This is a genomic window from Marinifilum sp. N1E240 (assembly GCF_009295825.1).
GTDB lineage: Bacteria > Bacteroidota > Bacteroidia > Bacteroidales > Marinifilaceae > Marinifilum_A > Marinifilum_A sediminis.
In genome coordinates this window covers 85,785-112,633 of record NZ_WHKF01000004.1, presented here as the reverse complement: position 1 = coordinate 112,633, position 26,849 = coordinate 85,785, and the positions used below count along the sequence as shown (strand labels likewise).

Sequence of the window (26,849 nt, the reverse complement as noted above, 5' to 3'; positions counted from 1 at the left end):
TCAGAGATAAATTGTTCTGTGATCCAAGATCACAGTATGTGCTAATATTTGATGTTTATTCTAATTCTAATATTAAAGATGTGTTTGGAGTCAAAGTGATTTTCCTTGTTGATAAATCATACTTTTTCTCACTTAAAATATCCTCTCCTGTACTGAAATTCTTTAAACTTTCGGAAAATCGATCTAAACTTATATTCTGTGAAATGTCACCACTATTAATCACAACCATTACCGTTTTGTTTTCGTTCGATCTAAAATAAACGTAAACATTGTTTTCTGGAATGTAGTGCATCAATTTTCCGGTATGGATGACTGGATTATTCTTCCGCCAATTCAATAATTTCTTCAAAAAATTAAAAGCTTCATTCTCTTTTTCGGTTCTTCCTACCTTGTTAAATGCATTTCGACCGTCACCATCCCAACCTCCGGGAAAATCGATTCTCATTTTACCATCACCATCACTTTTCTTTCCTTCCATCAAGATTTCTATTCCAGAATAGATTTGAGGAATTCCACGTGTAGTCATTAAAAATGTCATCATGAGCTTAAACTTTTGAATATCTCCCTTTAAAGTTGACATGATCCGATTGGTATCGTGATTTTCTGAGAATACCAACAAATTTTCTTTGTCTAGATAAAGATAATCCGAAGCCAAACTTTTGTAAAGTCTCACCATGCCATTCTCCCATTCCTGTTTCTCAAGAAAAGCTTTTTCCAAAGCAACAAACAATTGGAAATCCATAACGCAAGGCAAATTCGAATTGTATCCATCGGCATTTAGAGCATCCTTTTGCCAATAGGCAATATCAGCAGCAGATTTATACCATGTCTCTCCGACAATATTCAAATGAGGATACTCGTTAAGCAGAGCTTTTCCCCATTTGGACATTCCCTTAGGATCATTATAAGGATGAGTATCCATACGAATTCCATCCAAATTGGCATATTCAACCCACCAAATGCTATTTTGAATTAAGTAAGTCATCAACAATTCATTTTGCTGATTTAAATCGGGCATGCTTTTATCAAACCAACCATTCGAAAATTGAATTTTATCCGCTTTAGAAGCGTATGGATCTTGAAGTGTAGATTTTCGGTGATTTGAATTCATATATTCATCGTGCACATGAACCCAATCTTTTTGTGGCAAATCATTCATCCACCAATGAGCTCTTGCGCAATGATTAAAGACCATATCTTTAATCAATTTAATGCCGCGTTTTTTACATTCTTTGGACAATTGCAAATAGGCTTCATTACCACCATATCGAGCATCAATATTGTAATAATCGGATATTGCATAAGTGTGATAAGAACCTCTGGCTTCATTATCTTCAAGCAATGGTGTATTCCACAAGGCAGTTACTCCCATTTCTTGAAGGTAATCAAGATGATTGATGATTCCTTGAATATCACCACCATGACGTCCATCGTAGTTTTCACGATCAAGTTTTTCAGTCAATCCTTCAACTGAATCGTTTTCAGGATTTCCATTAGCAAACCGATCCGGCATCAACAGATAGATCACATCTGATGAATCAAATCCTTTACGATCAGCAGAAGCCTCTTTTCTCTTTTTTAATTCGTATTGATAGACTAGTTTCTTTCCTTCTTTATTCACAAAGGTCAAATCGAAAACTCCGGGCTTAGCCTTCTTTGTAATCAACAAATCAATAAATAGATAATTCTTATTCTCGACTTCCCGAATACCCTTTAATTCAACTCCTGTAAATGAAAACTCAGGTTTATACTCTCCAATTCCTTCACCGTAAACCAATAATTGTAGATTTTGATTTTTCATTCCTGTCCACCAAAACATAGGTTCCAGCTTCTCTATTTTAGTTTCTTGTGCTAGTGCACCTACAGCTAAAAAAGAAATGAAAAGTAACGTGAATAAAAATTGTCTAACTGAGTTCATACTTTAAAAAACTATGATTTAAAAAATCAGGATAAGAGATGCTTCCCCTATCCTGAAATTTCATTACTAATTATTAGGCATGTTCGATTACCAAACTGCTCTCTTTTTCAATTTTATATTCGTCATCCTTAATGAAAATGCTGATATTTTCACCTTCTTCGTTGATAACGCCAACACCTTCATCCGAAACGGTAACATTAATCAAGTTCCCTCTGAAACGAACTTTGAAAGAGTATGATTTCCATTCTTTCGGAATCAATGGGTTCAATACCAATTGACCATTCACAACGCGTAACCCCCCGAATCCTTCAACAATCGACATCCATGTTCCAGCCATACTTGTAATGTGCAGACCTTCGTGAACCTCTTTGTTGTAATCATCCAAATCGAGACGAGAAGTTCTCAAGTACAAATCGTATGCTCCTTCAATATCACCAACCTTTGATGCAAGAATGGAATGAATACATGGAGAAAGAGAAGACTCGTGCAATGTTCTTGGCTCGTAGAAATCGTAGTTCTTCTTAATTGTTTCCAAATCGTACTGATCTTCGAACAAATAGATTCCCTGCAAAACATCAGCTTGCTTAATGAAACATGAACGCAAAATTCTATCCCATGACCAATGCTGGTTAATTGGGCGAATTGCCGGATCAAGATCAGCAGCTAAAATTTGTTCCTTATCCATATATCCTTCCTGTTGCAAGAAAACACCTGTTTCCTCATCAACCGGGTAGAACATATTTTCAATAATATCATTCCACTTTGCAGTCTCTGTTGCAAAATCGAAATTCAAATTGCTCATTATCTCATTAAAACGAGTAGCATCTGAATCTTTAACAATTTGCATTGCCTCCTGTGCATATTTCATACACCAGGTTGCAATTGTACTAGTGTACCAATTGTTATTGATATTGTTTTCATATTCATTAGGTCCTGTAACACCAATCATCACATACTTTTTCTTAGCTTGAGAAAAAGAAACACGTTGACTCCAGAATCTAGAAATACCTATCAAAACGTCCAATCCAAATTCCGCCAAGTATTTTTCATCTGCAGTATGACGGACGTAATTGTAAATGGCAAAAGCAATGGCTCCATTACGATGAATTTCTTCAAATGTAATTTCCCACTCATTATGGCACTCCTCACCATTCATGGTTACCATTGGATACAAAGCAGCTCCATTGGTAAATCCAAGCTTTTCCGCATTCTCAATCGCTTTTTGTAATTGCTTGTGACGATAAATCAACAAATTTCGAGTAACCTCTGGCTTAGAAGTACTCAAATAGAAAGGAACACAATATGCTTCAGTATCCCAATAAGTTGATCCACCATATTTCTCTCCAGTAAATCCTTTTGGACCAATATTCAATCTTTCATCCTCTCCAGTATAGGTCTGGTTCATTTGGAAAATATTGAATCGAATTGCCTGTTGCGCTGCTACATCTCCTTCAATTACAATATCACTATTTGCCCACTTATCAGCCCAGGCATTAACATGTTCTTCCAATAAAGCACCGTAGCCTTTAGCATAGGCAGCAGAAACAACAGTTTGTGCATCCGATGCAATATCAGATTTACTGTGATTTAATGAACTTAGAACACCTGCATATTTGTAAATAGACAATTCTTGGTTTTGCTCTACTTCAAACTCTAGAGTATTTGAAATGTATTTTTCTTCTTCGTTCAAAGAAGGATTTAGCACCAGTTTCTGACCATCCTTGTAAACATCATATTTTATGCTCATACAAACATGAAAATCTAGTTTTTTGGTTTTGGCAGTTACAAATCCTTCTCCAGATAATGATTTTACCTGTAGGATTTCCCAAAATTTCTCATCGTAATTTGAATCCTCGTTCATAACATCGGCATCGATGTATGGAGTGAAGCTAATTTTACCATCAAAATTTAAAGGAGTTACTGAATAACGAATTGCACCAACTTCCGATGTAACAATACTCAAAAATCTTTTGGCTTCAATCTTTACTTGATTGCCATTAGATAGTTTTGCAATGAAAGAGCGTTCTAAAACACCTTCCTTCATGTTCAAGGTACGTACAAAACCACTCACCTCACACTTTGCCAAATCAAGCATTTCTCCATTGATTTTCACATCAATTCCAATCCAGGTTGGAGCGTTTAATACTTTTGCAAAATATTCAGGGTATCCGTTTTTCCACCAACCTACACGAGTTTTATCAGGATAATAAACTCCTGCAACATAGGTTCCTTGTAATGTTTCTCCTGAGTAATGTTCCTCGAACATGGCACGCTGTCCCATATTACCATTACCCAAACTAAATATGCTTTCAGATGCGCGGTGGTTTTCAGGATTAAATCCCTCTTCAATTATGCACCACTCATCATGCTTTAAATACTCGTTCATGATTAATTTCTTTAAAAATGTAATCCTACCGCAATAACAGTATCAGTAAACAGCAATTATTTTATTCACCGTTAACCACTCACTGTTTGTTTTACACTATTTACTGATTCTTATTAAAAATTTAATTGAGCCATGGTAAATCCTACGAATCCCGGAACAACAATATTTGCTTTTCCGAGTACTTCTGGTGAACCAATCCCAACACATCTCATATTACCATTAATGGCAGCTTCGACACCTGCTTCGGCATCTTCAAAAACGATACATTCCGATGGTGAAAATCCTAATAGCTCGGCTCCTTTCAGGAACACTTCAGGATCAGGCTTTGCATTGCTAACATGAGTTCCGTCAACAACAGCATCGAAGTAATCAGTCAATTCCAACTGATTTAAAATAGTCATGGCATTTTTACTTGCCGAACCCAAAGCTATTTTCACCCCTTCCGCTTTTAGTTCATTAAAGAAATCTTTTACACCTGGAAGAATCTCGTCCGGAGTCATTTTCAAAATAAACTCCACGTAGTTTTTGTTCTTTTTATCAGCTAACTCTAGCTTTGTTTTATCGTCTAATTCAACTCCCCCAATTTCTAATAAGATATCTAATGAAGTCATTCTACTAACTCCTTTTAATCTTTCATTATCTTCCTCGGTAAAGTCAAATCCCAATTCATTTGCTAAACTTTTCCATGCGATGTAATGATACTTTGCTGTATCAACAACCACTCCATCTAAATCAAAGATGCATGCACTAATCTTTCCCATCGGTTTGTTTAAATAAATTTTAATTTTCTGATTGCTTAACAAAAAGCACAGATATGGATCCTAAAATCATAATCACTCCGGCAAAAACAAGAATATAGATTCCTTGTCCACTGAAGAAAGTTCTAAGAATAGGACCTCCAAATACACCACTTAAAATCTGTGGCACAACAACAGTTAAATTGAATAATCCCATGTAGATTCCCATACGCTTTGCAGGTAAAACTCCTGATAAAATCGTATAAGGCATTGCAAGAATTCCAGCCCATGCTATTCCAACTCCAATCATCGAAATCAGAAGCATGTATTGATTTGTAAATAACATTGTAGAAATGAATCCTAATCCTCCAACTAATAATGCTCCAGCATATACAGTTTTACGACTTGTTAAACTGATTAATTTAGGCATTACAATAGAGAACAAAGCTGCAACTAAACTGTACATGGCAAAGCACATTCCAACCCAGTTTCCAGCCTCATTAAAGGCACTTAAAATATTAGTATTCGTCTCTGTCTCGGCATTAAAATCAATTGGAACACCAAAATAATGTTGTGAAATTGCTGTTGTAGAGTAAACCCACAATAAGAAAAGCGGAAACCAAGAAAACAGCTGTACAATTGACAGTTGCTTCATTGTTTTTGGCATATTCATCAATAAAGTCCAAAAGCTTTCTTTTACAGATTTATCTTCTTCAGTAATATTATTGTATGCTTCGAATTCTTCCGGTGGATATTCTTTTGTTTTAAATACAGTAACCAATACACTGATTAAAAGAAGAGATCCTCCTATATAAAACGACCATATAACAGAAGGTGCTACATTACCACCAATAGAATCATTTGAAATTCCTGCAGCTGTTAATATAAATGGCAAAGCCGATCCAATTACAGCTCCAACATTAATTAGGAAACTTTGAACAGAATAACCTACATTTCGTTGTTCCTCTGGTGTCATATCGGCAACCAAGGCTCTAAATGGCTGAAAAGTTACATTAAATGAACCATCCATTAGTGCCAACATTACCACACCAAATATCAATGCGCTTCCGCCTTTAACTATCATAGGAGCGTTTGGCATAAAGAACATGGCTAGCATAGAAACAATAGCTCCAAAAAGAATGTAAGGAGATCTTCTTCCAAGTTTATTCCAGGTCTTGTCACTAGCTGCTCCAACTACTGGTTGAACCAGTAATCCCATAATAGGTGCTACCAACCAGAAAAATGATAATTCGTGTGGGTCGGCTCCCAAACTTGTTAAAATTCTACTTGCATTTGCATTTTGTAGTGCAAAACCGAATTGTACTCCAAGAAAACCGAAACTTAAATTCCAGATTTGCCAAAAGCTTAAACGAGGTTGTTTCTTCATTTGATCAATTTTAATACTCTGTCTTAAAAAATACAGACGTTTGAATTTGCTTATATTAGTATAACTCTAGCCTAATGAGCCTACAATATCGCAACAATTTATTAGGAAGAAGAAACAAAGAAAGGATCGTGAATCAATGTGAAAGAACACACTACAAAGACCAACTAACCATTAAATATCACAACTAACATTTAATAGATTCAGATCGTTTACATTTCCTTCGTCTATCCGGAAATGAGATCATATTTTTGTAAGGAAGTATATTACTTAAGTCGGAAATGAGGTTTCCCTCTGTGAGCAAAATTAAAGAAAATTAACGAATCCATCAAAATTTCTATAGCACACAAAACTCTACAACCCACTAATTACGGGCTGAAACACCTATATCAAACGTTTGCAACAATTTGTAAAAAAAAATCATTTTTGTATCAGGAATTAACAATTTTCCTAGGCTTATTTCATTTTGCAAACAAAAAAAGGCTGCAAAATGCAGCCTGTATATTATTATATAAGTAAAAATTTAAAGTTTCTTTGTTGACCCTCTAACAATCAAATTCGTTTTTACAACTTTGGTAACAGGCTCATAATCCATATCTCCTTCTTTAATACGCCCTACCAACAATTCACTGGCTCTTAAACCAACCTCATAACCATGCTGCTCCAGAGTTGTTAAGTTAGGATCAGTAGTCCTGGACACAAGTCCATCAGTAAAACCAACAATTGAAATATCCTCTGGCACTCTAAAACCAACTTTTTTTACTGCCGTTAATGCCCCTGCTGCCGTTAATTCATTAACTGCAAAAATCGCATCAGGCGGTGTGGATAACTTTAACAGTTCAGGTGTCAACTCAATTGATTCTTCATAACTATCGCACTTAATAATCAAATTTTCATCAATTGGCATTTTGTGCTTTAACAGAGCCTGGCGATATCCTTTTAGTCTGTTTTGTCCTAACAGCATATGCTGCGGTGCAGATAAATGTGCAATACGTTTACAACCTATATTAATTAAGTGCTCAACTGCCGCAAAAGCTCCAGCAAAATCGTCAACAATTACATTATCAGAAGAAAGTTCATTACAAACTCTATCGAAAAATACAATTGGGATACCATTGTCTCTCAACTCTTTAAAATGACTAAAATCTTTAGTTTCCTTTGACATGGAAACCAAAACGCCATCAACTCGACTTGAAAGTAGAGCTTGAACATTGGCAATTTCCCTCTCAAATGATTCATTAGACTGAAACATCATTACATTATACCCAGCTTTATTAGCAATTTCCTCAATTCCACTTATAACCGACGAAAAAAAATGGTGTACAATTTCGGGTATAATAACACCAATTATATTGGTCTTACTATGTCGCAAACTTAAAGCAACAGCATTAGGCTTGTAATGCCACTCCTTAGCTAACTTATTTACAGCCTCTTTGGTTTTTGAACTGATATCAGGATGATCTTTTAAAGCTCTTGAAACCGTCGAAGCGGAAATTCCCAATTCTTTTGCGATATCTTTTATAGTAACTTGACCGCTTCTCATAAAAATTTCATAAATTAATAAATCAGAGAATTGAATGCAACTTTAATGTTATCAAAGCATTAAAACACTTTAATGGCTGTGGTTTTTTTATAGCTGCAAGCTTCGTAAATATAGAAAAAATTAAACAATTTAATCCTTTTAAATACTATTTATTTGGATAATATTCAATTATTTCAATATTTAAATATCAAACGATTGCGGTAACGATTGCGATGATTTATTCACACTTAACTATCAATCATTTATAAGATCATTACGACAATATTTATCTTTGATTACAGAAAAAACTAAGGCTAATTTAAGGTTTTGATAACTTTAACATGATTTTAATGTGGGAAGCTTAAAAGTCGGAAATTTGAGTTCATATTTGCATCTTGTTTAAAGGATCTTAACCTATAACTAATTTCTAATTTATCTTAAATTTCTATTTTATGGAACTTAACATTAGTATGCTAAGAAAACTGCTTCTTATGCTTGTTATGGTATTTTCGTTTACCATTATACATGCACAAGAAAAAGTGGTTAGCGGTACAGTTACCGATGCAAACGATGGCATGGGTATTCCCGGTGTTTCCGTAGTTGTAAAGGGTACTACTATTGGTACAACAACTGATATCGACGGAAGATATACACTTAGTGTAGATGCTAATTCTACAATTGTATATTCATTTGTAGGTTACAGACCTCAGGAAATTTTGGTTGGAGATCAAACTCAAATCAATGTGGTTTTAAGTATTGAGACCGAAAACCTTTCCGAGGTTGTGGTAATCGGATATGGACAAGTTAAAAAGGAAGATAAAACTGGCTCGGTAACGAGTGTTTCTTCAAAAGACTTTAATAAAGGTAATATTACCTCTCCTCAAGATTTATTAGTAGGAAAAGCTTCAGGTGTAGTTATTACATCTTCTGGTGGTGCTCCTGGTGGTGGCGCTACAATTAGAATTCGTGGTGGTTCTTCACTAAATGCTTCTAATGATCCTTTAATTATCGTAGATGGTGTACCTATCGAGAGCGTTGGTAACAATGTAAGTGGTAGTTCAAATGCACTTTCGTTTATTAATCCAAACGATATTGAAACATTTACCGTACTTAAAGATGCATCGTCAACTGCTATTTATGGTTCTCGTGCTTCCAATGGTGTTATTATTATTAACACTAAAAAAGGTGCAAAGGGAAAACCGATGCGAATATCTTATAGTGGTAATGTCTCAATTTCAACACCTGAAGATTATGTAGATGTATACTCTGGTGATCAATTAAGAAAAATTGCTTTCGAACGACCAGAACTATATGATCCTTTAAACTACGACAAATTAGGAACCGAAAACACAGACTGGCAAGACGAAATTTTCAGAACTGCCATTTCTCAGGATCACAATGTTGCGGTATCTGGTTCATACAAAGATCTACCATATAGAGTTTCTTTGGGGTATACTGATCAAGAAGGTATCTTAAAAAACACTGACATGCAAAGATTTACAGCTGCTGTGAATTTAAATCCAAGTTTTTTCGATGATGCCTTAAAGGTTAGTGTAAATGCTAAACTGATGAGCACTAACAATAACTTTGGTGATGATGGTGCAATTGGATCTGCTATTTCAATGGACCCAACTCAACCTGTGTATGATGCCAATGCTCCTGAATTTGGAGGATATTATCAATGGCAAAAGTATGGTGCTTCACTTGGAACTCCAAACCCGGTTGAACAAGCTCTAGCTGTAGATAATACATCTGACGTAACAAGATTTGTAGGTAATCTGAAATTAAACTACAAACTGCCATTTATTCCTGAATTACAAGCTAATTTAAACCTAGCAACTGATTATACTGAGAGTGATGGAAAAAACAATCGTCCTATTACATCTCCTTCAACTTTAGTAACGGCTTGGGGTAAGTTAAGTGACTATTCTGCGGAGAATAAAAATAATCTTCTTGACTTTTACTTAAACTATGTGAAAGAATTAAATGAAGATCATAGAATTGATGCGACTGCTGGTTATTCATGGCAACATTTTAAAAGAGAAAGTAAAAATTATACAAGATCGATTGTAGATGCTGATCATCCTCTAATTGTTGATAATGATACAGAATCTGCAACTGAAAACTATTTGGTTTCTTTCTTTGGACGTTTAAACTATGCTTTCAAAAACAAATATCTTCTTACAGGTACATTTAGATATGATGGTTCTTCTCGCTTCTCTGATGATAACAGATGGGGATTCTTCCCTTCTGCAGCAGTTGCTTGGAAAATTCATGAGGAAGATTTCATGAAAGATTTAGGTTTCCTTTCTGATTTAAAACTAAGATTAGGATGGGGTGTAACAGGTCAGCAAGATGTTGGAAATGATTATCCTTCCCAAGCAAGATACACATCTTCTCAACAAGGGTATTACTATCCAATCGATGGTGTATTTTCTCCAACCTTAAGACCAGATACATATGACCCAGATATTAAATGGGAAGAAACAACAACTCAAAACATTGCATTAGATTTTGGATTCTTAAACAACCGAATCAACGGTTCGATTGAATACTATTTCCGTGAAACTAAAGATCTTTTAAACGAAGTAACAATTCCTAGTGGAAGTAACTTTTCAAACAGATTGTTGACTAATGTTGGTAGTATGGAAAACAAAGGTATTGAGATTTCCATTAATGCAGTACCAATTTCAACACCTGATATGTCTTTAAATATTGGGGTAAATTTCACTCATAATAAACAAGAGGTTACCAAATTATTACTAACAGATGATCCTAATTATATTGGTTTAACTTATGGTAGTGGTATGACAGGTGTTACCCAGATAACAAGAGTTGGTGAAGAAGCTTATTCATTCTTTGTAAACAAGCAAATCTACGATAACAGTGGTAACCCAATTGAAGGTTTATACGAAGATATTGCTGGCAATGGTGGAGTTATTAATGGCGATAATGCTAACAAGTACATTTATCACAGTCCAACACCTGACTATATCTTAGGATTTTCAGCAAGGTTTAATTACAAGAATTTTGATATGTCAACAGCTTTAAGAGCGAATATTGATAACTATGTATTGAATCAAGTGGCTTCCGGAGCATCATATGACCAGATGCAACAAATTGGTTACTGGAAAAATATGCCTACTCACCTAAGTAAAACAAACTTTGTTAAAAGACAGTTTACTTCAGACTATTTTGTAGAGAATGCTTCATTCCTAAAGATGGATAATATTAGTGCTGGTTATACATTTGAAAAATTTGCAGGACAAGACATGAATGCAAGAGTAAGTTTTACAGTTCAAAATGTATTTACAATTACAAACTACAGTGGTCTAGATCCTGAAGTTGATGGAGGTATTGATAGTAATTTTTATCCAAGACCTCGCACATTCACATTAGGAGTGAACTTAACATTCTAAAAAATCACAAAATGAAGATAAAATATTTAATATTAGGAATTCTGGCATCTGCTATGGTATTTACCTCTTGTACAGATGACCTGGATGTGAAACCAATTGACCCTAATCAAATATTAGCTGGTAATCTTGGTGACGATCCTGTATATATGGAACAAACTTTAGCAAAAATATATGCAAGTTTCATAATTTCAGGACAAGGAGATGGAGATGCAGATATAACATCGGATGATGATGGTTTCTTTATCACAATGAGAGCATTATGGAATTTACAGACAATTACCACCGATGAAGGTATAAATGCTTGGGGTGATGTAGGTATTGCGGATTTAAATACTCAAACATGGAGTCCACAAAATCCATTCCTTACAGCGGTATATCAAAGATTAAGCTTAAGTATTACTTATGCTAACGATTTTTTAAATACTTCAGCAAGTAGTGAAAATCCTGATATTATTCAATTCAGAGCTGAAGCAAGATATTTAAGAGCATTAGCTTACTATTATTTAATGGATTTATTTGGAAATCCTCCATTTACAACTGAAGCTGATGGTGTAGGTAAATATTTCCCAGAACAAATTCAGAGAGCACAATTATTTAATTTCATTGTAACTGAATTAAAAGAAATTGAATCTGACTTGGGTGAACCTGGATTCTCTTATCCACAAGCTGATAAAGCTTCTTGCTGGATGTTACTTGCACGTATATATCTAAATGCAGAAGTTTATACCGGAACTCCACAATGGGGTGAATGTAAAACCTATTGCGATTTGGTTATTAACAGTGGAGCTTATTCACTTGCTACAGATTACAGACAAAACTTTAGTGCTGATAATGATAGAGGTCATGGTAATAATGAAATGATTTTTGCCTTTGCTGAAGATGGTCTTAATACTCAAGGTAATGGTGGTACTACTTTCCTTATTCAGTCTTCAAGTGATGGAACTTATATCGATGCCGCAACTATGCATGACCTTCCTGATAATCCAAACTGGAATGGTAACAGAGCAAGAAAAGATTTTATGAATATCTTGGTAGATACTATTGCTACCTATGGTAATGTTCCTGTACCAGCTGATCCATATTTTGAAATGGCTGCTGACGGTAGAGTTTATTTAGCACAAAAAAGATCAATTAATATTCCTTCTCCTTCTTCAAGCGGAGATTTTGGAATCGGTGTTTATAAATTTACTGCTAGAAACCACGATGGTACACGAGCTGATAATTACAGTCCAACTTTTGCCTCAACAGATTTTCCTGTATTCCGTTTAGCAGACGCTTATTTAATGAGAGCTGAAGCTTTGTTTAATACAGATGGTGCTGCTGCTGCTGTTGCTGATATTAATATTATCAGAGAAAGAGCATATGGTGACAATAGTGGGAATGTTACAGCTGGAGATATTGATGCTAACTTCATCCTTGATGAGCGTGCTCGTGAATTCTACTACGAAGGACAAAGACGTACAGACTTAATTCGATTCGGTCAATTTACTGATGGTGCTTACCACTGGCAGTGGAAAGGCGGTACTTTTGATGGTACTGGTACAAGTAGCCACAGAAATCTTTTCCCAATTCCAGGCGATGAAATTTCTGCTAATCCTAATATCAAGCAGAATAGTGGGTATTAATAATTTAAATCCAATAAAAATGAAAAAATACTATATATTTCTTTTTGCATTAGTAAGTATGCTGGGCATTTTCACGAGTTGTGATGAAGATGGAGAGCAACTAGTAATGCGAGAAAACGTCATTGCTCCCTCAATAACATCAATGCCAGATTTGACATTGATTAGAGCAAATGGAGCTAATGTACTAACTTTTACATGTACTCCTGTAGATGCAGGTTTTAATGCCTCAGCTACTTATTTTCTTGAAGCTGCTCCTACTGGAGATAACTTCCAAAATGTCACGCAAATTTATAGTGGATTTACATGTGACAATATTGAAATAACAGTAAGTGAATTAAATACTCTATTGTTAGACATTCTTCCTGCCGATCAAACATCATCTGCAGATTTTAGAATACGTAGTGTATTAGAAACTGATGCTGGTCTTGGAGTGGAAGAATTTGAATATACCTCTGAAATCAACACAGCAGATGCTACTATTTTTGGTTTACTTCGTTTAGATGTAATTATTGCTGGAAAAGAAAATCAAAACATTAAATCCCCGGGAAGCAATGGAATTTATGAAGGTTTTGTAAAAATTGGTGCTGGTGAAGAATTTACTTTACTTGATCCAGATAACAACATCTCTTATGGTGCTGGTGGTTCTGGTTTAGCTATTGATGGTTCTGGAATTTCGGTTGTTGATGCCGGATGGTACAAACTTACTGCAAACATAAATGATCTAACTTATGCGAATGAAGCTCACTTCATAGGACTTGTTGGTAGTGCAACTCCTAACGGATGGGATGCTCCTGATCAAAAAATGGACTATGATCCAGTAACTAAAACATGGTCAATTACACTTGACTTAGTAGATGGTGTAGTGAAGTTCAGAAGAAATGATGGATGGTCATGGAATATGGGATTTGTAGAAGGAGAAACTCCAGGATTTACCGGAGCGTTACAACAAGGTGGTGTTGGAAATGACATTCCACTTCCTGATGGACCAGGAAACTATACTGTGATCTTAAATATCATAAGTGACGCAGCTGGTACTTACGAATTTATCAAGAACTAATTGTATTAGTGAAATAATTTAGTATTCTGTCTTTATACAGGCAGAATACTTAAAAAAGATGAAGTATGAAAAATAATATATTTATCAAATTATTAGGACTAGCTTTCGCTTCTTTGTTATTAGTGTTTGTTGGTTGTGATAAAGATGATCTTCCAAGATTAGATGCCGAAATGGCTACTTGGAAATCGGATGGAATTACATCTACTTCCGTACTCTTAAGCGGTATTGTTGTTGCTGAAGGTGACGGTATTGCAGAATATGGAGTTGTTTGGGGATTAACTGAAAACCCTACAATTGCAGATACTAAAAAAGTAGCTGATAAAGTAGAAAAAGCTGTTTACTGGATAACTGTTGATGGCTTGGAACATTTAACTACATATCAATACCGAGCCTATGTAATAATGGAAGATGAAACTGTGGTGTATGGTGATAACGACACTTTTACAACATTAGCAAATATTGCAACTGTAACGGCCGGTGATGCAACAGGTATTACTGATATTTTTGCACAAGTAGCTGTTGAGGTGCCTTATGATGGAAAAGCAGAAGTAACTTCAAAAGGTGTATGCTGGAATACAGAAACTCTTCCTACTATAGAGAACGATTCAACTCTAAACGGAAGTGATATTGGTGGATTCACAGCAGATTTAAAAGGTTTATTACCAGCAACAACTTATTATGCTCGTGCATATGCTATTAACTCTGTAGGAACCGCCTATAGTAGCGAAATTACATTCACTACTAATATTGGAGTTGCTGTATTAACAACCGATAGTGTAAGAGATGTAACCAAAACAACAGCTAATGTTTATGCTAATGTAATCGTAAATGGTGGTGTTGATATAACAGAAAGAGGTTTTGTATACGCAATGGCCGAAAATCCAACTATTACTGATACAAAAATTTCAGATGCTGAAAACACAACAGGAACTATGACTGCAGCTTTAACAGAGCTTGCTTCAGGAACAACTTACTTTGTTAGAGCATTTGCTACCAATAGTGAAGGTACTGCTTATGGCGATAACATTCAGTTCTCAACAATAGCCGATATTACAACCTGGTATTTACCTGGAGATTATATTGCTGCAAGTTATCCTGGTTCTACATTTGGAGATTGGGATCCTGCAAATTCTCCTATTGTAATGAACACTGTTGACGATGCTACTGCATTAGAGGGATATGTATATATGGCTAACTCAAGTAATGGTTGGAAGTTTGCTTCTCAACCGAATTGGGATGGTCCAAATTATGGTGCTGGTGCAAACGCTGGAGAATTAGATGCTTCTGGTGACAATATCAGTTCTCCAATGGGCTATTATAAAATGAATGTAGATCTTTCTACTACTCCAATTACCTACACTGCAGTAGCAACTGACTGGGGTGTTATTGGTAGTGGAACACCTGGAGGTTGGGATTCTGATACAGACCTAACTTACGATCCTGCTTCAAGAACATGGAGAGGAACAATCCATCTTACAGCTGCTGAAATCAAATTTAGAGCAAATGACGATTGGGGCATTAATTATGGATTAAATTCAGGAGAAGAATTTTTAGGTGAAGGTGATTCTAATATCGCTATAGATCAAGAAGCTGATTACGATATTACTCTTGACTTAAGCACTCCTAATAAATATACCTATATGGCAAACAGATGGGGACTTATAGGTGATGCCACTCCTGGAGGATGGGATACTGATACTGATATGACTTGGGATGCTGGAAACAATGTATTCTCTGTAACATTAGATCTTACTGTAGGTCAGTTTAAATTTAGAGCAAATGATGACTGGGCTGTTAACTATGGTGGCGATATTGCTGCATTAACTGCAGGTGGAGCTAACATTGACGTTGCGGAAGCTGGTAATTATACTATTACTTTTGATACAATGACAAATGTTGCAACTGTAACAAAGAACTAAATCATACAATTTAAAAGAGCATACTTCGGTATGCTCTTTTTTTACATACAACAAGCCAATTTAAAAGGATTCAATACAAAGCTAACTATGAAGAATTTTTACACATACATCCTTTCATTGTTATTACTAGTTCCTGTAATAACAAAGGCACAAATCACAACTGTACCCGAATTTCCTAATGCCAATTCTGAAATCACAATTACATTTGATTCCTCACAAGATTCAAGATTAGGAACATTTACCGGAGAATTATATGCTCATACAGGAGTAATGATTGAAGGAAATGCAGATTGGCAACATGTTATTGGTTCATGGGGAGATAATACTGCACAACCACAACTAACGAATAACAACGATGGAACTTACACTCTTGTTATTACACCAAATATTACCGATTTTTATTCTGTTACTACAGGAGAAGTCGTGACCCAAATTGCTGCTGTTTTCCGCTCGGCAGATGGCAGTCAACAATCCAACGATCTATTTATTGATATCTACCAAGAAGGTTTAAACGTAAGTTTCTCCTCTCCTACTGATAATAAAATGATCGCAAAAAATGAAGAACTTCAAGTTGAAATTAAATCAAATATCAGCGAAAGCTTAAGTCTTTATCTTGATGGTGATTTAGTAGAGAACACAACAAGCGAACAAGAAATTAATACAAGCATACAAAGCACTGTTTCTGGAAATCATGAATTAGTTGCTGTTGCCACCTCTGGTTCAGAAGAAGCCCGAGAAACAATTCATTTCTATGTTAGAGAAGATGTAATTGTAGAAGATATGCCTACCGGAGTAATCGAAGGAATCAATTACATTGATGATAATACGGTAACTTTAGCGATGTATGCTCCTAAGAAAGATTTTGCTTTTGTAATTGGAGATTTTACCAATTGGGAAGTCGACAATGCATATCAAATGAAAAAAGATGAGGATTATTTTTGGATTACTATCGACAATCTTACTGCAGGACAAGAATACGTCTTTCAGTATGTTATCGACGGTGATGTTAAAATTGCAGATCCTTATGCCGATAAAGTTTTAGATCCTTGGAATGACCAATATATTGACGATTCAACTTATCCAGGTTTAATTGATTACCCTTCAGATAAAACTACAGAAATTGCAAGTGTTCTTCAGACCGGACAAACTGCCTTTAACTGGACCGATTCTCAATTTACAATGCCTGCCAGCGATGATCTTGTTATTTATGAACTTCATGTTCGTGATTTTGTTGCAACAGGTAATATAAAAACAGTAACCGATACTCTTGATTATTTAGATCGTCTTGGAGTAAACGTAATCGAACTGATGCCTTTTAACGAATTTGAAGGAAATGATTCGTGGGGATACAATCCATCATTTTACTTTGCTCCTGATAAAGCATACGGCACAAAAGAAGATTACAAAACATTCATCAATGAATGCCATAAAAGAGGTATTGCCGTCTTTATGGATATGGTATTAAACCACACTTATGGTCAATCGCCATTTTTAAGGATGTACTTTGATGGTACAAATCCTACAGCAGATAATCCATGGTACAATGAAAATCATAATTTTGAAAACACTGATGCTCATTGGGGTTATGATATTAATCACGAAAGTGAAGCTACACAGAAATTGGTAGATCGTATCAATGCATATTGGATGAATGAGTACCACATTGATGGTTTCCGTTTTGATTTCACGAAAGGTTTCTCTAATAAGAATCATCCCAATAGTGGATCTGATGTCTGGGGAAGTGATTACGATGCGGATAGAATCAGATTGCTAAAAAGAATGGCAGATGAAATTTGGAAAGTGAATTCTGATGCTATTGTAAGTTTCGAGCATTTATCTGACAATACAGAAGAAACAGAACTTGCCAATTATGGAATTCATTTGTGGGGAAATGCAAATGGAAACTATAATGAAGCCACAATGGGATACAATGAAAATAACAAATCCGATTTAAGCTGGACCTCCTGGAAACAAAGAGGTTGGAATGCTCCGAGAGTTGTGAACTACATGGAAAGTCACGATGAAGAGCGTTTAATGTATAAAAACCTACAGTACGGAAACTCATCTGGTGATTACGATGTTACGGATTTAAATACAGCTTTATCAAGAATTGAAACTGCCGCAGCCTTTTTCTTTACCATTCCTGGTCCTAAAATGATCTGGCAATTTGGCGAGTTGGGTTACGATTTTTCAATCGAGGAAAACGGAAGAGTTGGCAAAAAACCAATTCGCTGGGATTATCAGGATAATGCCAATCGCAAAAGACTGTATGATGTATTTTCAGCCTTAATCAAACTTAAGAAAGAGGAAATTGCATTCGAATCAGATGATTTTGTTCTTGCTACAAGTCAGGCACTAAAAAGAATTGAGATTAATCATTCTGATATGAATGTTCGTATCATTGGAAATTTTGATGTTGTAGCTGGAGAAATCAATCCTAATTTTAGCGAAACAGGAAGCTGGTATGATTATTTCACAGGAAAGGAAATTACGGTTAGCAATCCAACTGAAACAATAGCATTAGAGCCTGGTGAATATCACATTTATACAAACAAACAATTAACTACACCTGATATTCCTGCTGCACCAATTGCAAATAATGTTGTAATTAATGGTACATTCAAAGAGTTAGAGACATTAACAGCTAGTTACGATTACTCCGATATAAATAATGATTTAGAAGGAAGTTCAATTCTTCAATGGTATCGAGCTGATGATTCAAATGGAACAAATGAAGAATCAATTACCGGAGCGACGCAATTGACCTACACATTAGCTGCCGCTGATAGAAATAAATATATTCGTTTCTCGGTTACTCCTGTTGCTGCCACCGGAGAACCTGCTAGTGGTGAAATCGTATTTAGCAATTATACCGATAAGATTGTATCAATTGTAAATCCTCCTGTTGCAAGTAATCTTGTCATAAGCGGAACAGAACGTGAAGATGAAATTTTAACAGCAAGCTACGATTACTCTGATATTGATGGCGATTTGGAAGGAAATTCCACTTATCAATGGTATCGTGCAGATGATGCTTCCGGAACAAATGAAGAAACAATTGCCGGAGCAACTGATTTAACTTACACTTTAACTGCTGACGATAGGAATAAGTTTATTCGTTTCTCAGTTGTTCCAGTTGCAGCAACTGGAGATCCTTCAAATGGCGAAATTGTGTTTAGTATTTACACCGGTGAAATTGTGTCTTTGGTAAATAAACCACTTGCTAGCAATGTATCAATTAGTGGAATTTACCGTGAGGATGAAACCTTAACAGCTAACTACGATTATTCTGATATTGATGGCGATTTGGAAGCTAGTTCAATTTATCAGTGGTATCGAGCAGATGATGCCAATGGTACCAATGAAGAAGCAATTACCGGAGCCACAGAACTAACATATACATTAGTTAGAGATGACAGAGGAAATTTTGTTCGATTCTCAGTAATTCCTTTTGCTGCAAGTGGGGAATTATTACAAGGAGATATTGTATATAGTTCTTACTCGGATGAAATTTCGTATTCCACAGGAATAGATGATGTTCTTAAGAAAGAACTAAGGCTTTATCCAAACCCAGTGAGAGATATTCTTCATTTGGAGAATTTAAAAGATGTGAAAACTTTATACTTATTCAATACATCTGGCAAAGCAATTGTATCTGTAAATATGCCTAATGCTTCCACAGAATTAAATTTACGGAATTTGGCTAGCGGCGTTTACATATTGATTTTTGAATTGGAAGATGGTTCCAAATTGAGTAAGAAAATCATAAAACAGTAATCAAGTTTTCTTTATAGTTTATAAATCAGTAAAATCCCGCAAGTCATAACTGGCTTACGGGATTTTTTTATTTTATTTCCAACTCCAATCTATAACGTATTTCTGAATCACCAGGCTGCATTATCAACTGATAATTCCCAGGAATTAATGGATCATCAGGCATCGAAATCTTAAATACAAAAGGAGAATCTCCATAGCTTCCAATCTGTTCCCGAACCAAATTCTCCTTAGCATCGATTATCTTAAGATTAAGCTCCTTATCAAAAAACTGCATCAGATGAAATTGCACAAATACATTTTCCGATTCTGAATAATAGTAGTCCTGATCTGCCCCCATAAACTCTTCTCTCTCCTGCTTATTGTTTTCGTTAAGGTCAATAAATCCGGTAAAAAAGAAAAATCCTTCTTGCCCTTTTTTAAAGTTTGGAGCCATATTATCTACATTTTCGCTTATCCCCATAGCCATTTTAGGAACTTCTGGTAAAGAATCTGTTACTACAACCAATTCTGGTTCCGAATCAGCACTATCTTCCATTTCCGGGTCAGAAATCAATTTTTTAATGGTATCATTCACCTGAACTAACAATCGGTATTGCTTAGGAGTATCCTGCCCGAAAGATGCTGTTATCATATACTCACCTGCTGGTGCTTCTTTCAATATCCTTAAAAACTCATTTCCCTTACTCAAAGTATCTCTATTCATTGTATAATGCTGCAAACTATCCATTTTAGAAATGTTCATAGCAATGAGATCATATTTTGAATTCCATATCTGATAAACAACTTCTTGATTGCTCATAGGTAAATTTAATCCTATCTGAAAGTTTACATTTCCCAAATCAAATTGATACTGATTTAACCCTAATACTTCAGTACTATCCATTTTCATATCTCCATCTTCATCTATCCATTCTCCAAACAGATGAAAACTCTCTGGCAGCAGCTTCTTTCTTATTTTTAAGAAAGCTTTTCCATTGGGTTCTTTTAATGAAAAGTTTATTTGGTAGGTTTCGGCGTTATTTTCAGGATTTATAGTTAATATGTAATCGCCTACGGGTAGAAACGAATCAAAATTTGAATAAGAGAACATTGGATTACTAGTATATATCTTTCTTATGGTTCTTATGAGGTTACCACCTGTATCCCAAATTCTCAATTTTAAACTTGTTCCTTCTTTTATTTTAGGATCGTATAAAGTTGCGCTAATGGATTCTCCTTTAGAAAATGATTCTTTGCCTAAACCAAAAAACTCATTGCGCTCTACAATTTCATTTTCATTCAAATCAACCCATTTATTATAGGCAAACAATCCTATGGGAATATCATTCTTTTTTTGAATAATTTCAGATTCTACATTAAACACTTGTTGATCTTCTATCTTTTCTTTTTTCTCTGTTATTGGAGGATCATTTGTAGCCTGCTCCTGGCTAAACGAAATTATTACACTAAAGAAAAAAATGGCAAGTGCCAACAAACACCTGCCAAAAATACTTTTGAATATTCTTTGTATCATGGCTAAAGGTTTAAAGCTGAAAAAAGGTTGCTATTAATTTAAATACGTTCTTAATAGCCTATATGTTTTAGCTTTACGCCATTAGTTTGATGAATTGCAGGTGAAAAATGGTTAAAATTCCTTAAGAATTGTTACACAGGAACTAATGGCGATGAAATTCCAGTAAATTTCGGCTTTATAACTAATAGGGATGCGTAAAATTAAATGTTGTTCCCACATCTAATTGAGATTCGATACTAATTTCCCCACCTAATAATCCGACTAAACTTTTGGTAATAGACAAACCAATACCAACCCCGTCGTGTTGTCTATTTGCTTCAGCATTTACCTGTCTAAATTTATTAAAAATGGTATCTTGCTGATCTTCTGGAATACCTATTCCCGAATCCTTCACAAAAAAATACAATTGATTATCTATACTCTCATTAGCAATCAAACCATATTCAACACTTCCTGTATCCGTAAATTTCAATGCATTTTTCAGCAAGTTCAAAAAGATCTGTTTTATACGATTAGAGTCAGTTAAGATGTTTTTACCAATAAATTTTTCAGGAATATTTAATATTAAATCTATATTTTCTTTACCTAATAGTTTTTGTTCAATTTTAATTACTTCATCAATGTCTTCAAACAGTTCAGTAAGTAGGCATGTCTTCTTATTTATTTGCATAACTCCCGATTCAATAAGAGATATATCAAATAAATCTTCAACAATACTAAGTAAATGATTCCCACTTTGATTTATCATTTTACAATAATCTATTGCGGTATCCATTGTAGTGTACTCATCCACTAAATCAGAAAAACCAATTATTGCATTCAAAGGAGTTCTTAATTCATGCGACATAGTGGCTAGAAATACCGATTTTAAACGATCCGATTCTTTAGCTTTTTGCAGTGCCACTCTCAAATCATCTTCTATTCTTTTCTTTTCAATAGATATACTAATTTGATGAGAAACCAACTCTAACACTTCCTTATCTTCTTCCGTAACCGCTGTTTCATCATCATAACTTTGAATAACCAAAACCCCAATTGTTTTACCATTTCCTTTCAATGGCATTCCTAGCCAAATTTTAGAAGGGACTCCCTCAAGAGCTAAATCACCTTTCTCTGCCATTTTCTTCAAGGTTTCAGCTGTAGCTAAAAGTGGTTTACCATTATCTATAATCCATCCTGAAATTGTCTTCCCTTTAGGAAATTTATCAATCGAATCGAATTCATCGTTATGATAGGGCATGTGAAAATACTCACTTTCCTCATCATATAATGCAACGAAAAAATTAGTCGTATCAATTATTTTACTTAACTCTTCCCGAATAAATTGAATGAATTCAACCAATGTATAGTCTGACAGTACGGCATTTGATATATTTAGAATAATTTCCTGTATCTCATCCTGTCTCTTTTGCTCGGTGATATCTTCCTTAATCGCCAAAAAATTTATGATGTTACCATCATCACCTTTTATTGGAGAAATACTCGCTCGCTCCCAAAACAATCCACCATTCTTCTTTTTGTTATGAAACTCTCCTCTCCATTCTTTACCAGAATTTATAGATTCCCACAAAGACTCATAAACCTTTTTTGAATTTAATCCCGAACTTAAAATTCTAGGATTTTCCCCAACGATTTCTTCTAAGGAATAACCTGTTAACTCAATAAACTTTGGATTAACATATTCAATGGTTCCTTCCTTATTTGTAATAATAATTGATACTGGACTTTGAATAACAGATTGAGAAAGCTTAAGAACTTCAGCCCTGGCATTTTTGTAATTGGTAACATCGCGTATAGAAAGTAGACAAACCTCTTTATTTTTAAATGTGGAATTCTTAATCTTAACTACAACATCTATTCTATTGTCACTTTTACTAATCCCAATTCCTTGAATTTTATGCCTAAAATTTCTTGATTTCTCAGTAAGAGTATTTACCCAATATTCTTCCTTAATCAAATTAAAAATTGATTTTCCAGATAAATCTTCTTCAGAATACCCAAACATCTCTTCTGATTTCTTATTTACCTCTATTATCTTATCTCCTTCGAGAATAAATACCGCCTCATTGCTAGCATTTGCTAATGTTTTAAATTTATTCTCACTTTCTTTTAGTTGATTAATAATTCGATGACGATCCAATACAATTGCTGTAATTTCCGCCAATTCTAAAATCAATTCGTAATCTTGTACATGAGGAGTATTTGGAGAACGATGATATATTGCAAAAGTACCTACAACTTTACCCGAAGGATCTTTTATTGGTTCAGACCAACAAGATGCCAAATTTGCTTTATTAGCTAACTCCCTATAATTCAACCAATAAGGATGCGTATTTATATTTTCAACGATAACTCTCTCGCCTCTATAAGCTGCCGTTCCGCATGATCCTTTGCAATCCCCAATTGGAAATCCATTTATAGCCCGATTGTAAAAATCTGGTAAACCAGGAGCAGCTTTCGACAATAAATATTTTCCATGATCATCAACCGTTAATATTGAGCATATTGAATTTTTTCCTGTTTTTTCAGCATTTTCAATAATTTCTAATAATATCGCATCTTCCGAATACCCATTATACAACATCTCTAAAATTCTCGATCGTAATGCTTTTTGCTCTCCCATTTTCCTAAAATATCATTTTTTTTGCTTCACAAACACTTTCTAAATCCCGAAAAGAGCTATTTTCATTTGTTATAAATAAGATTGGAACTAAGGTTTCTAAAAATTTATTAACAAAACATATAATAATTATGTTTATTTTTTTGATTCATATCTGTTTTGATTTTAACAAAACAGATACTGTAGTACCTTGTTTCAGGTCTGATTTTAGACTGATATTCCCCTTATGCAAACGAATTATTTGTCGAGCAACACTCAATCCAATTCCCGAACCTTCCTCTTTTGTCGTATAAAAAGGTACAAATACATTTTTAAGGTCCTCTACAGTTATTCCACAGCCAGTGTCTGCAATACTAATCTTCACAAAATGATCTTCCTCAAATTCTGCATTAATCTTAATTTCGCCCTCATTATGAATTGCTTGTTGAGCATTTTTAATAAGGTTAATAAGCACTTGCTTTAGTAAGATTTCATCGGCATGAACATTCAAATTTTCGGGATATACATTAAAATGAAACTGTATTTTCTCATTTGACTCTAAATTTAGTAACTCCTTAAGATGCAAAAACAGTTTGGCAACCGAAACACTTTTTAGCAATGGCTTTGGGATACGAGACAATTCACGGTAAGCCTCAACAAAATACATTAAACCTTGCCCCTGCTCTTTAATAACCTGAAGACCATCTCTGGTTTTATTAAGAACGGATTCGGTAAGAATTGTACCGGCTTCTATTTTTCGATAGTTGTTTTCCAATTTTTCAGATAAACAAGTTAAAGGTGAAACCGAATTCATAATTTCATGCGTGAGAACATTTATTAATTTCTGCCATGATTCAAGTTCTTTGGCATCTATTTCATTTTTAATATCTGCAATTGATACCAATTTAAACTCTACATCAGTTAATACTATACTCGTACAGGAGATCAATAAATATCTATTAATCTGATTTTTTTGAAAATTATGAGCTTGTGTTTCTCCAGGTTTAATCCTCATCATTAACTTCACCAACTCCTCATCGATCTTTAGCAAAGCTTTAATATTTATCAAGTTATGAATCCCCAGCAACTCCCTCCCTTTTATATTTATACATCCAACAATTCCATCTTTATTAAAAGAAAGCAAGCCAATTGATGCGTGCTCTATTATGGCTTCACTATGCATTTCTTTACGTTGAAATTGCAAACGCAAATCTCTTATGGTTTGATTAATCTCGTACATACTTTTATGCAATTCCTCAAACGATTTTCCCTTTACATTACGAGGAACCTTTATGCTTATATCATCATTTTTTACCGAGAGAAAAAACTGAGTCAACAAACGATTGGTTGCATTTAAATAATGAATTAATCGATAGCTAAACCATATCAAAACAAGTAAAAGAAGATAAGCTATTAATTGAAATTTTGTTTCCCAATAAATAAAACCTGCAACAAAACTTAATAAAAGAATCCCCACTAAACGAATCACAATCTGAACAAGTAGATTTTTATAAATCATATTTTTTTATTTTGTGATAGAGAGTCGGACGAGTAACACCTAATTCCTTTGCCATATGAGTAAGGTTGCCTTTGTATCGATCCATTGCCATTATTATCATTTGTTTTTCCATCTCTTCAAAACTTTTAGGCGATATCCTAACAGCTTGTCCATTGATTTGTTTAAATAGAAAATCATCACTGGTAATCATATTTTGTTCTGAAAGAATTACTGCTTTCTCAACAGCGTGTTGCAACTCCCTTACATTCCCAGTCCATGAATAATTTCGAAGCTTATCACGTGCTTCTATTGTAAAACGCAGCTTTCCTTTATTGTATTTTTTCGCATATTTCAGAAGGAAATATTCAGCTAGCAAAACAATATCTCCGCCGCGATCACGTAAGGCCGGTACATCAAGCCGAATGGTGTTAATTCTATAAAGCAAATCTTCCCGAAAGCTTCCTTCTTCCACCATCTTTTCAAGATTTTTATTGGTAGCACATAACAAGTGAATATCGATATTTCTTGCTTTATGATCACCTACGCGAGTCACTTGTCTACATTGCAATACGGAAAGAAGTTTCGCTTGCATTTCCAGACTTAAATTCCCTATTTCATCCAAAAAAAGAGTTCCTCCTGATGCCAATTCAAAACGTCCAATTTTCGCTTCTTTAGCATCGGTAAAGGCTCCCTTTTCATGTCCAAACAATTCACTTTCAAATAATGATTCGCTAATTGCTCCCATATCAACCGAAATAAATACATTTTCACATCTATTTGACAATCGATGCATTTCTCTTGCAACAACCTCTTTTCCCGAACCATGCTCGCCTAATATCAACACATTAGCATCGGTTTTCGCCACCTTCGAAATTACTTTCTTCAAATCCATCATAACTTTCGATTGTCCAATAATCTCAGTCTGATTGTGATTTAACTCTTTTGACAGTTCCCTTTTATCAGATTCTAATTTTTGAATCTTCAATTTAGAATTGCGCAATTTCAATGCTGTTTTTAGAGTAATAATCAATTTATTATTGTCCCAGGGTTTCAATACAAAATCACTTGCTCCATTTTTTATGGCATTAACTGCCAATTCAACATCGCCATAAGCTGTTAATAAAACAACAACTAGATCTGCATTCTGTTTTTTTATTTCCTGCATCCAAAACAATCCTTCATTTCCTGTATTTATACCTGCTGAAAAGTTCATATCCAAAAGAACAATATCATATTGGCAAGACTGGAGTTCACTTAGTAAGCTTTTAGGGTTCGAAAGTGTATTTACAAGCTCAAATTCATCCTGCAATAACATTTGTAAGGAAACACGAACTCGTTTGTGATCGTCGACAATTAAAATTTTTTCTGATGACATATTTTAGAATTAAGACAACCAAATGTAGAAAAATGAGATTAACAACTCAACAAAATGTAAAGAAACTATACAGTTAAAATAAAAGAATTTTACATTTTTTTTATCACTAAAAATCCACCA

The 26,849-nt window shown here is 34.7% G+C and carries 14 protein-coding genes; 5 read left to right on the top strand and 9 right to left on the bottom strand.

From position 1 onward, the window contains the following. Positions 1 to 55 precede the first annotated feature (55 nt). From GCQ56_RS11935 to GCQ56_RS11915, 5 genes are all read right to left on the bottom strand, one after another. Positions 56 to 1,918: a glycoside hydrolase family 13 protein gene (locus GCQ56_RS11935; protein ID WP_152734704.1), complete on the bottom strand. Its 1,863-nt coding sequence runs from the start codon at positions 1,916 to 1,918 to the stop codon at positions 56 to 58. A 73-nt stretch (positions 1,919 to 1,991) separates the two neighbouring features. Continuing rightward, on the bottom strand, positions 1,992 to 4,304 hold the full coding sequence (locus tag GCQ56_RS11930; RefSeq protein ID WP_152734703.1) for a glycoside hydrolase family 65 protein: 2,313 nt from the start codon (positions 4,302 to 4,304) through the stop codon (positions 1,992 to 1,994). 113 nt (positions 4,305 to 4,417) lie between these two features. Further along, positions 4,418 to 5,065, bottom strand: a complete 648-nt coding sequence (gene pgmB / locus GCQ56_RS11925) for a beta-phosphoglucomutase (RefSeq protein WP_152734702.1) — start codon at positions 5,063 to 5,065, stop codon at positions 4,418 to 4,420. A 19-nt stretch (positions 5,066 to 5,084) separates the two neighbouring features. Beyond that, a complete protein-coding gene (locus tag GCQ56_RS11920) occupies positions 5,085 to 6,428 on the bottom strand; it encodes an MFS transporter (RefSeq protein WP_152734701.1) in 1,344 nt (447 codons plus the stop codon). A 520-nt stretch (positions 6,429 to 6,948) separates the two neighbouring features. Beyond that, the gene (locus GCQ56_RS11915) at positions 6,949 to 7,983 is read right to left on the bottom strand and encodes a LacI family DNA-binding transcriptional regulator (protein ID WP_299994044.1); all 1,035 of its coding nucleotides are present in this window, start codon (positions 7,981 to 7,983) and stop codon (positions 6,949 to 6,951) included. Between the two features lie 416 nt (positions 7,984 to 8,399). Here GCQ56_RS11915 and GCQ56_RS11910 point away from each other — a divergent pair, with 416 nt between their 5' ends. The 5 genes from GCQ56_RS11910 to GCQ56_RS11890 all read left to right on the top strand — a co-directional run bounded on the left by GCQ56_RS11910 (position 8,400) and on the right by GCQ56_RS11890 (position 19,744). Further along, a complete protein-coding gene (locus tag GCQ56_RS11910) occupies positions 8,400 to 11,366 on the top strand; it encodes a TonB-dependent receptor (RefSeq protein WP_152734699.1) in 2,967 nt (988 codons plus the stop codon). An 11-nt stretch (positions 11,367 to 11,377) separates the two neighbouring features. Next, positions 11,378 to 12,991, top strand: coding sequence for a RagB/SusD family nutrient uptake outer membrane protein (locus GCQ56_RS11905; protein WP_152734698.1), 1,614 nt, complete (start codon positions 11,378 to 11,380; stop codon positions 12,989 to 12,991). A 19-nt stretch (positions 12,992 to 13,010) separates the two neighbouring features. Continuing rightward, entirely contained in the window at positions 13,011 to 14,048 is a 1,038-nt protein-coding gene (locus GCQ56_RS11900) for a SusE domain-containing protein (RefSeq protein ID WP_193323772.1), read from the top strand. 65 nt (positions 14,049 to 14,113) lie between these two features. Further along, positions 14,114 to 15,967 carry a SusF/SusE family outer membrane protein gene (locus GCQ56_RS11895; protein WP_152734696.1) on the top strand — a complete coding sequence of 618 codons (1,854 nt, stop codon included), beginning with the start codon at positions 14,114 to 14,116 and terminating at the stop codon, positions 15,965 to 15,967. 87 nt (positions 15,968 to 16,054) lie between these two features. Further along, positions 16,055 to 19,744, top strand: a complete 3,690-nt coding sequence (locus tag GCQ56_RS11890; protein WP_193323771.1) for an alpha-amylase family glycosyl hydrolase — start codon at positions 16,055 to 16,057, stop codon at positions 19,742 to 19,744. Between the two features lie 67 nt (positions 19,745 to 19,811). Here GCQ56_RS11890 and GCQ56_RS11885 read toward each other — a convergent pair whose 3' ends face one another. The 4 genes from GCQ56_RS11885 to GCQ56_RS11870 all read right to left on the bottom strand — a co-directional run bounded on the left by GCQ56_RS11885 (position 19,812) and on the right by GCQ56_RS11870 (position 26,729). After that, positions 19,812 to 21,257, bottom strand: coding sequence for a hypothetical protein (locus tag GCQ56_RS11885; protein WP_152734694.1), 1,446 nt, complete (start codon positions 21,255 to 21,257; stop codon positions 19,812 to 19,814). Positions 21,258 to 21,438: 181 nt separating this feature from the next. Further along, entirely contained in the window at positions 21,439 to 23,880 is a 2,442-nt protein-coding gene (locus GCQ56_RS11880) for a PAS domain S-box protein (protein ID WP_152734693.1), read from the bottom strand. Positions 23,881 to 24,025: 145 nt separating this feature from the next. Beyond that, on the bottom strand, positions 24,026 to 25,375 hold the full coding sequence (locus tag GCQ56_RS11875; protein WP_152734692.1) for a PAS domain-containing sensor histidine kinase: 1,350 nt from the start codon (positions 25,373 to 25,375) through the stop codon (positions 24,026 to 24,028). Continuing rightward, positions 25,365 to 26,729 carry a sigma-54 dependent transcriptional regulator gene (locus tag GCQ56_RS11870; RefSeq protein WP_152734691.1) on the bottom strand — a complete coding sequence of 455 codons (1,365 nt, stop codon included), beginning with the start codon at positions 26,727 to 26,729 and terminating at the stop codon, positions 25,365 to 25,367. Before GCQ56_RS11870 ends, GCQ56_RS11875 begins: the two co-directional genes overlap by 11 nt. Between the last annotated feature and the right edge of the window lie 120 nt (positions 26,730 to 26,849).

What these genes read in the sequence shown, in the direction of transcription:
- GCQ56_RS11910 (WP_152734699.1), top strand. Translation starts at nt 8,400, where the DNA reads ATGGAACTTAACATTAGTATGCTAAGAAAACTGCTTCTTATGCTTGTT.
- GCQ56_RS11870 (WP_152734691.1), bottom strand. Translation starts at nt 26,729, where the DNA reads ATGTCATCAGAAAAAATTTTAATTGTCGACGATCACAAACGAGTTCGT.
- pgmB (WP_152734702.1), bottom strand. Translation starts at nt 5,065, where the DNA reads ATGGGAAAGATTAGTGCATGCATCTTTGATTTAGATGGAGTGGTTGTT.
- GCQ56_RS11905 (WP_152734698.1), top strand. Translation starts at nt 11,378, where the DNA reads ATGAAGATAAAATATTTAATATTAGGAATTCTGGCATCTGCTATGGTA.
- GCQ56_RS11880 (WP_152734693.1), bottom strand. Translation starts at nt 23,880, where the DNA reads ATGGGAGAGCAAAAAGCATTACGATCGAGAATTTTAGAGATGTTGTAT.
- GCQ56_RS11920 (WP_152734701.1), bottom strand. Translation starts at nt 6,428, where the DNA reads ATGAAGAAACAACCTCGTTTAAGCTTTTGGCAAATCTGGAATTTAAGT.
- GCQ56_RS11890 (WP_193323771.1), top strand. Translation starts at nt 16,055, where the DNA reads ATGAAGAATTTTTACACATACATCCTTTCATTGTTATTACTAGTTCCT.
- GCQ56_RS11935 (WP_152734704.1), bottom strand. Translation starts at nt 1,918, where the DNA reads ATGAACTCAGTTAGACAATTTTTATTCACGTTACTTTTCATTTCTTTT.
- GCQ56_RS11930 (WP_152734703.1), bottom strand. Translation starts at nt 4,304, where the DNA reads ATGAACGAGTATTTAAAGCATGATGAGTGGTGCATAATTGAAGAGGGA.
- GCQ56_RS11885 (WP_152734694.1), bottom strand. Translation starts at nt 21,257, where the DNA reads ATGATACAAAGAATATTCAAAAGTATTTTTGGCAGGTGTTTGTTGGCA.
- GCQ56_RS11895 (WP_152734696.1), top strand. Translation starts at nt 14,114, where the DNA reads ATGAAAAATAATATATTTATCAAATTATTAGGACTAGCTTTCGCTTCT.
- GCQ56_RS11875 (WP_152734692.1), bottom strand. Translation starts at nt 25,375, where the DNA reads ATGATTTATAAAAATCTACTTGTTCAGATTGTGATTCGTTTAGTGGGG.
- GCQ56_RS11900 (WP_193323772.1), top strand. Translation starts at nt 13,011, where the DNA reads ATGAAAAAATACTATATATTTCTTTTTGCATTAGTAAGTATGCTGGGC.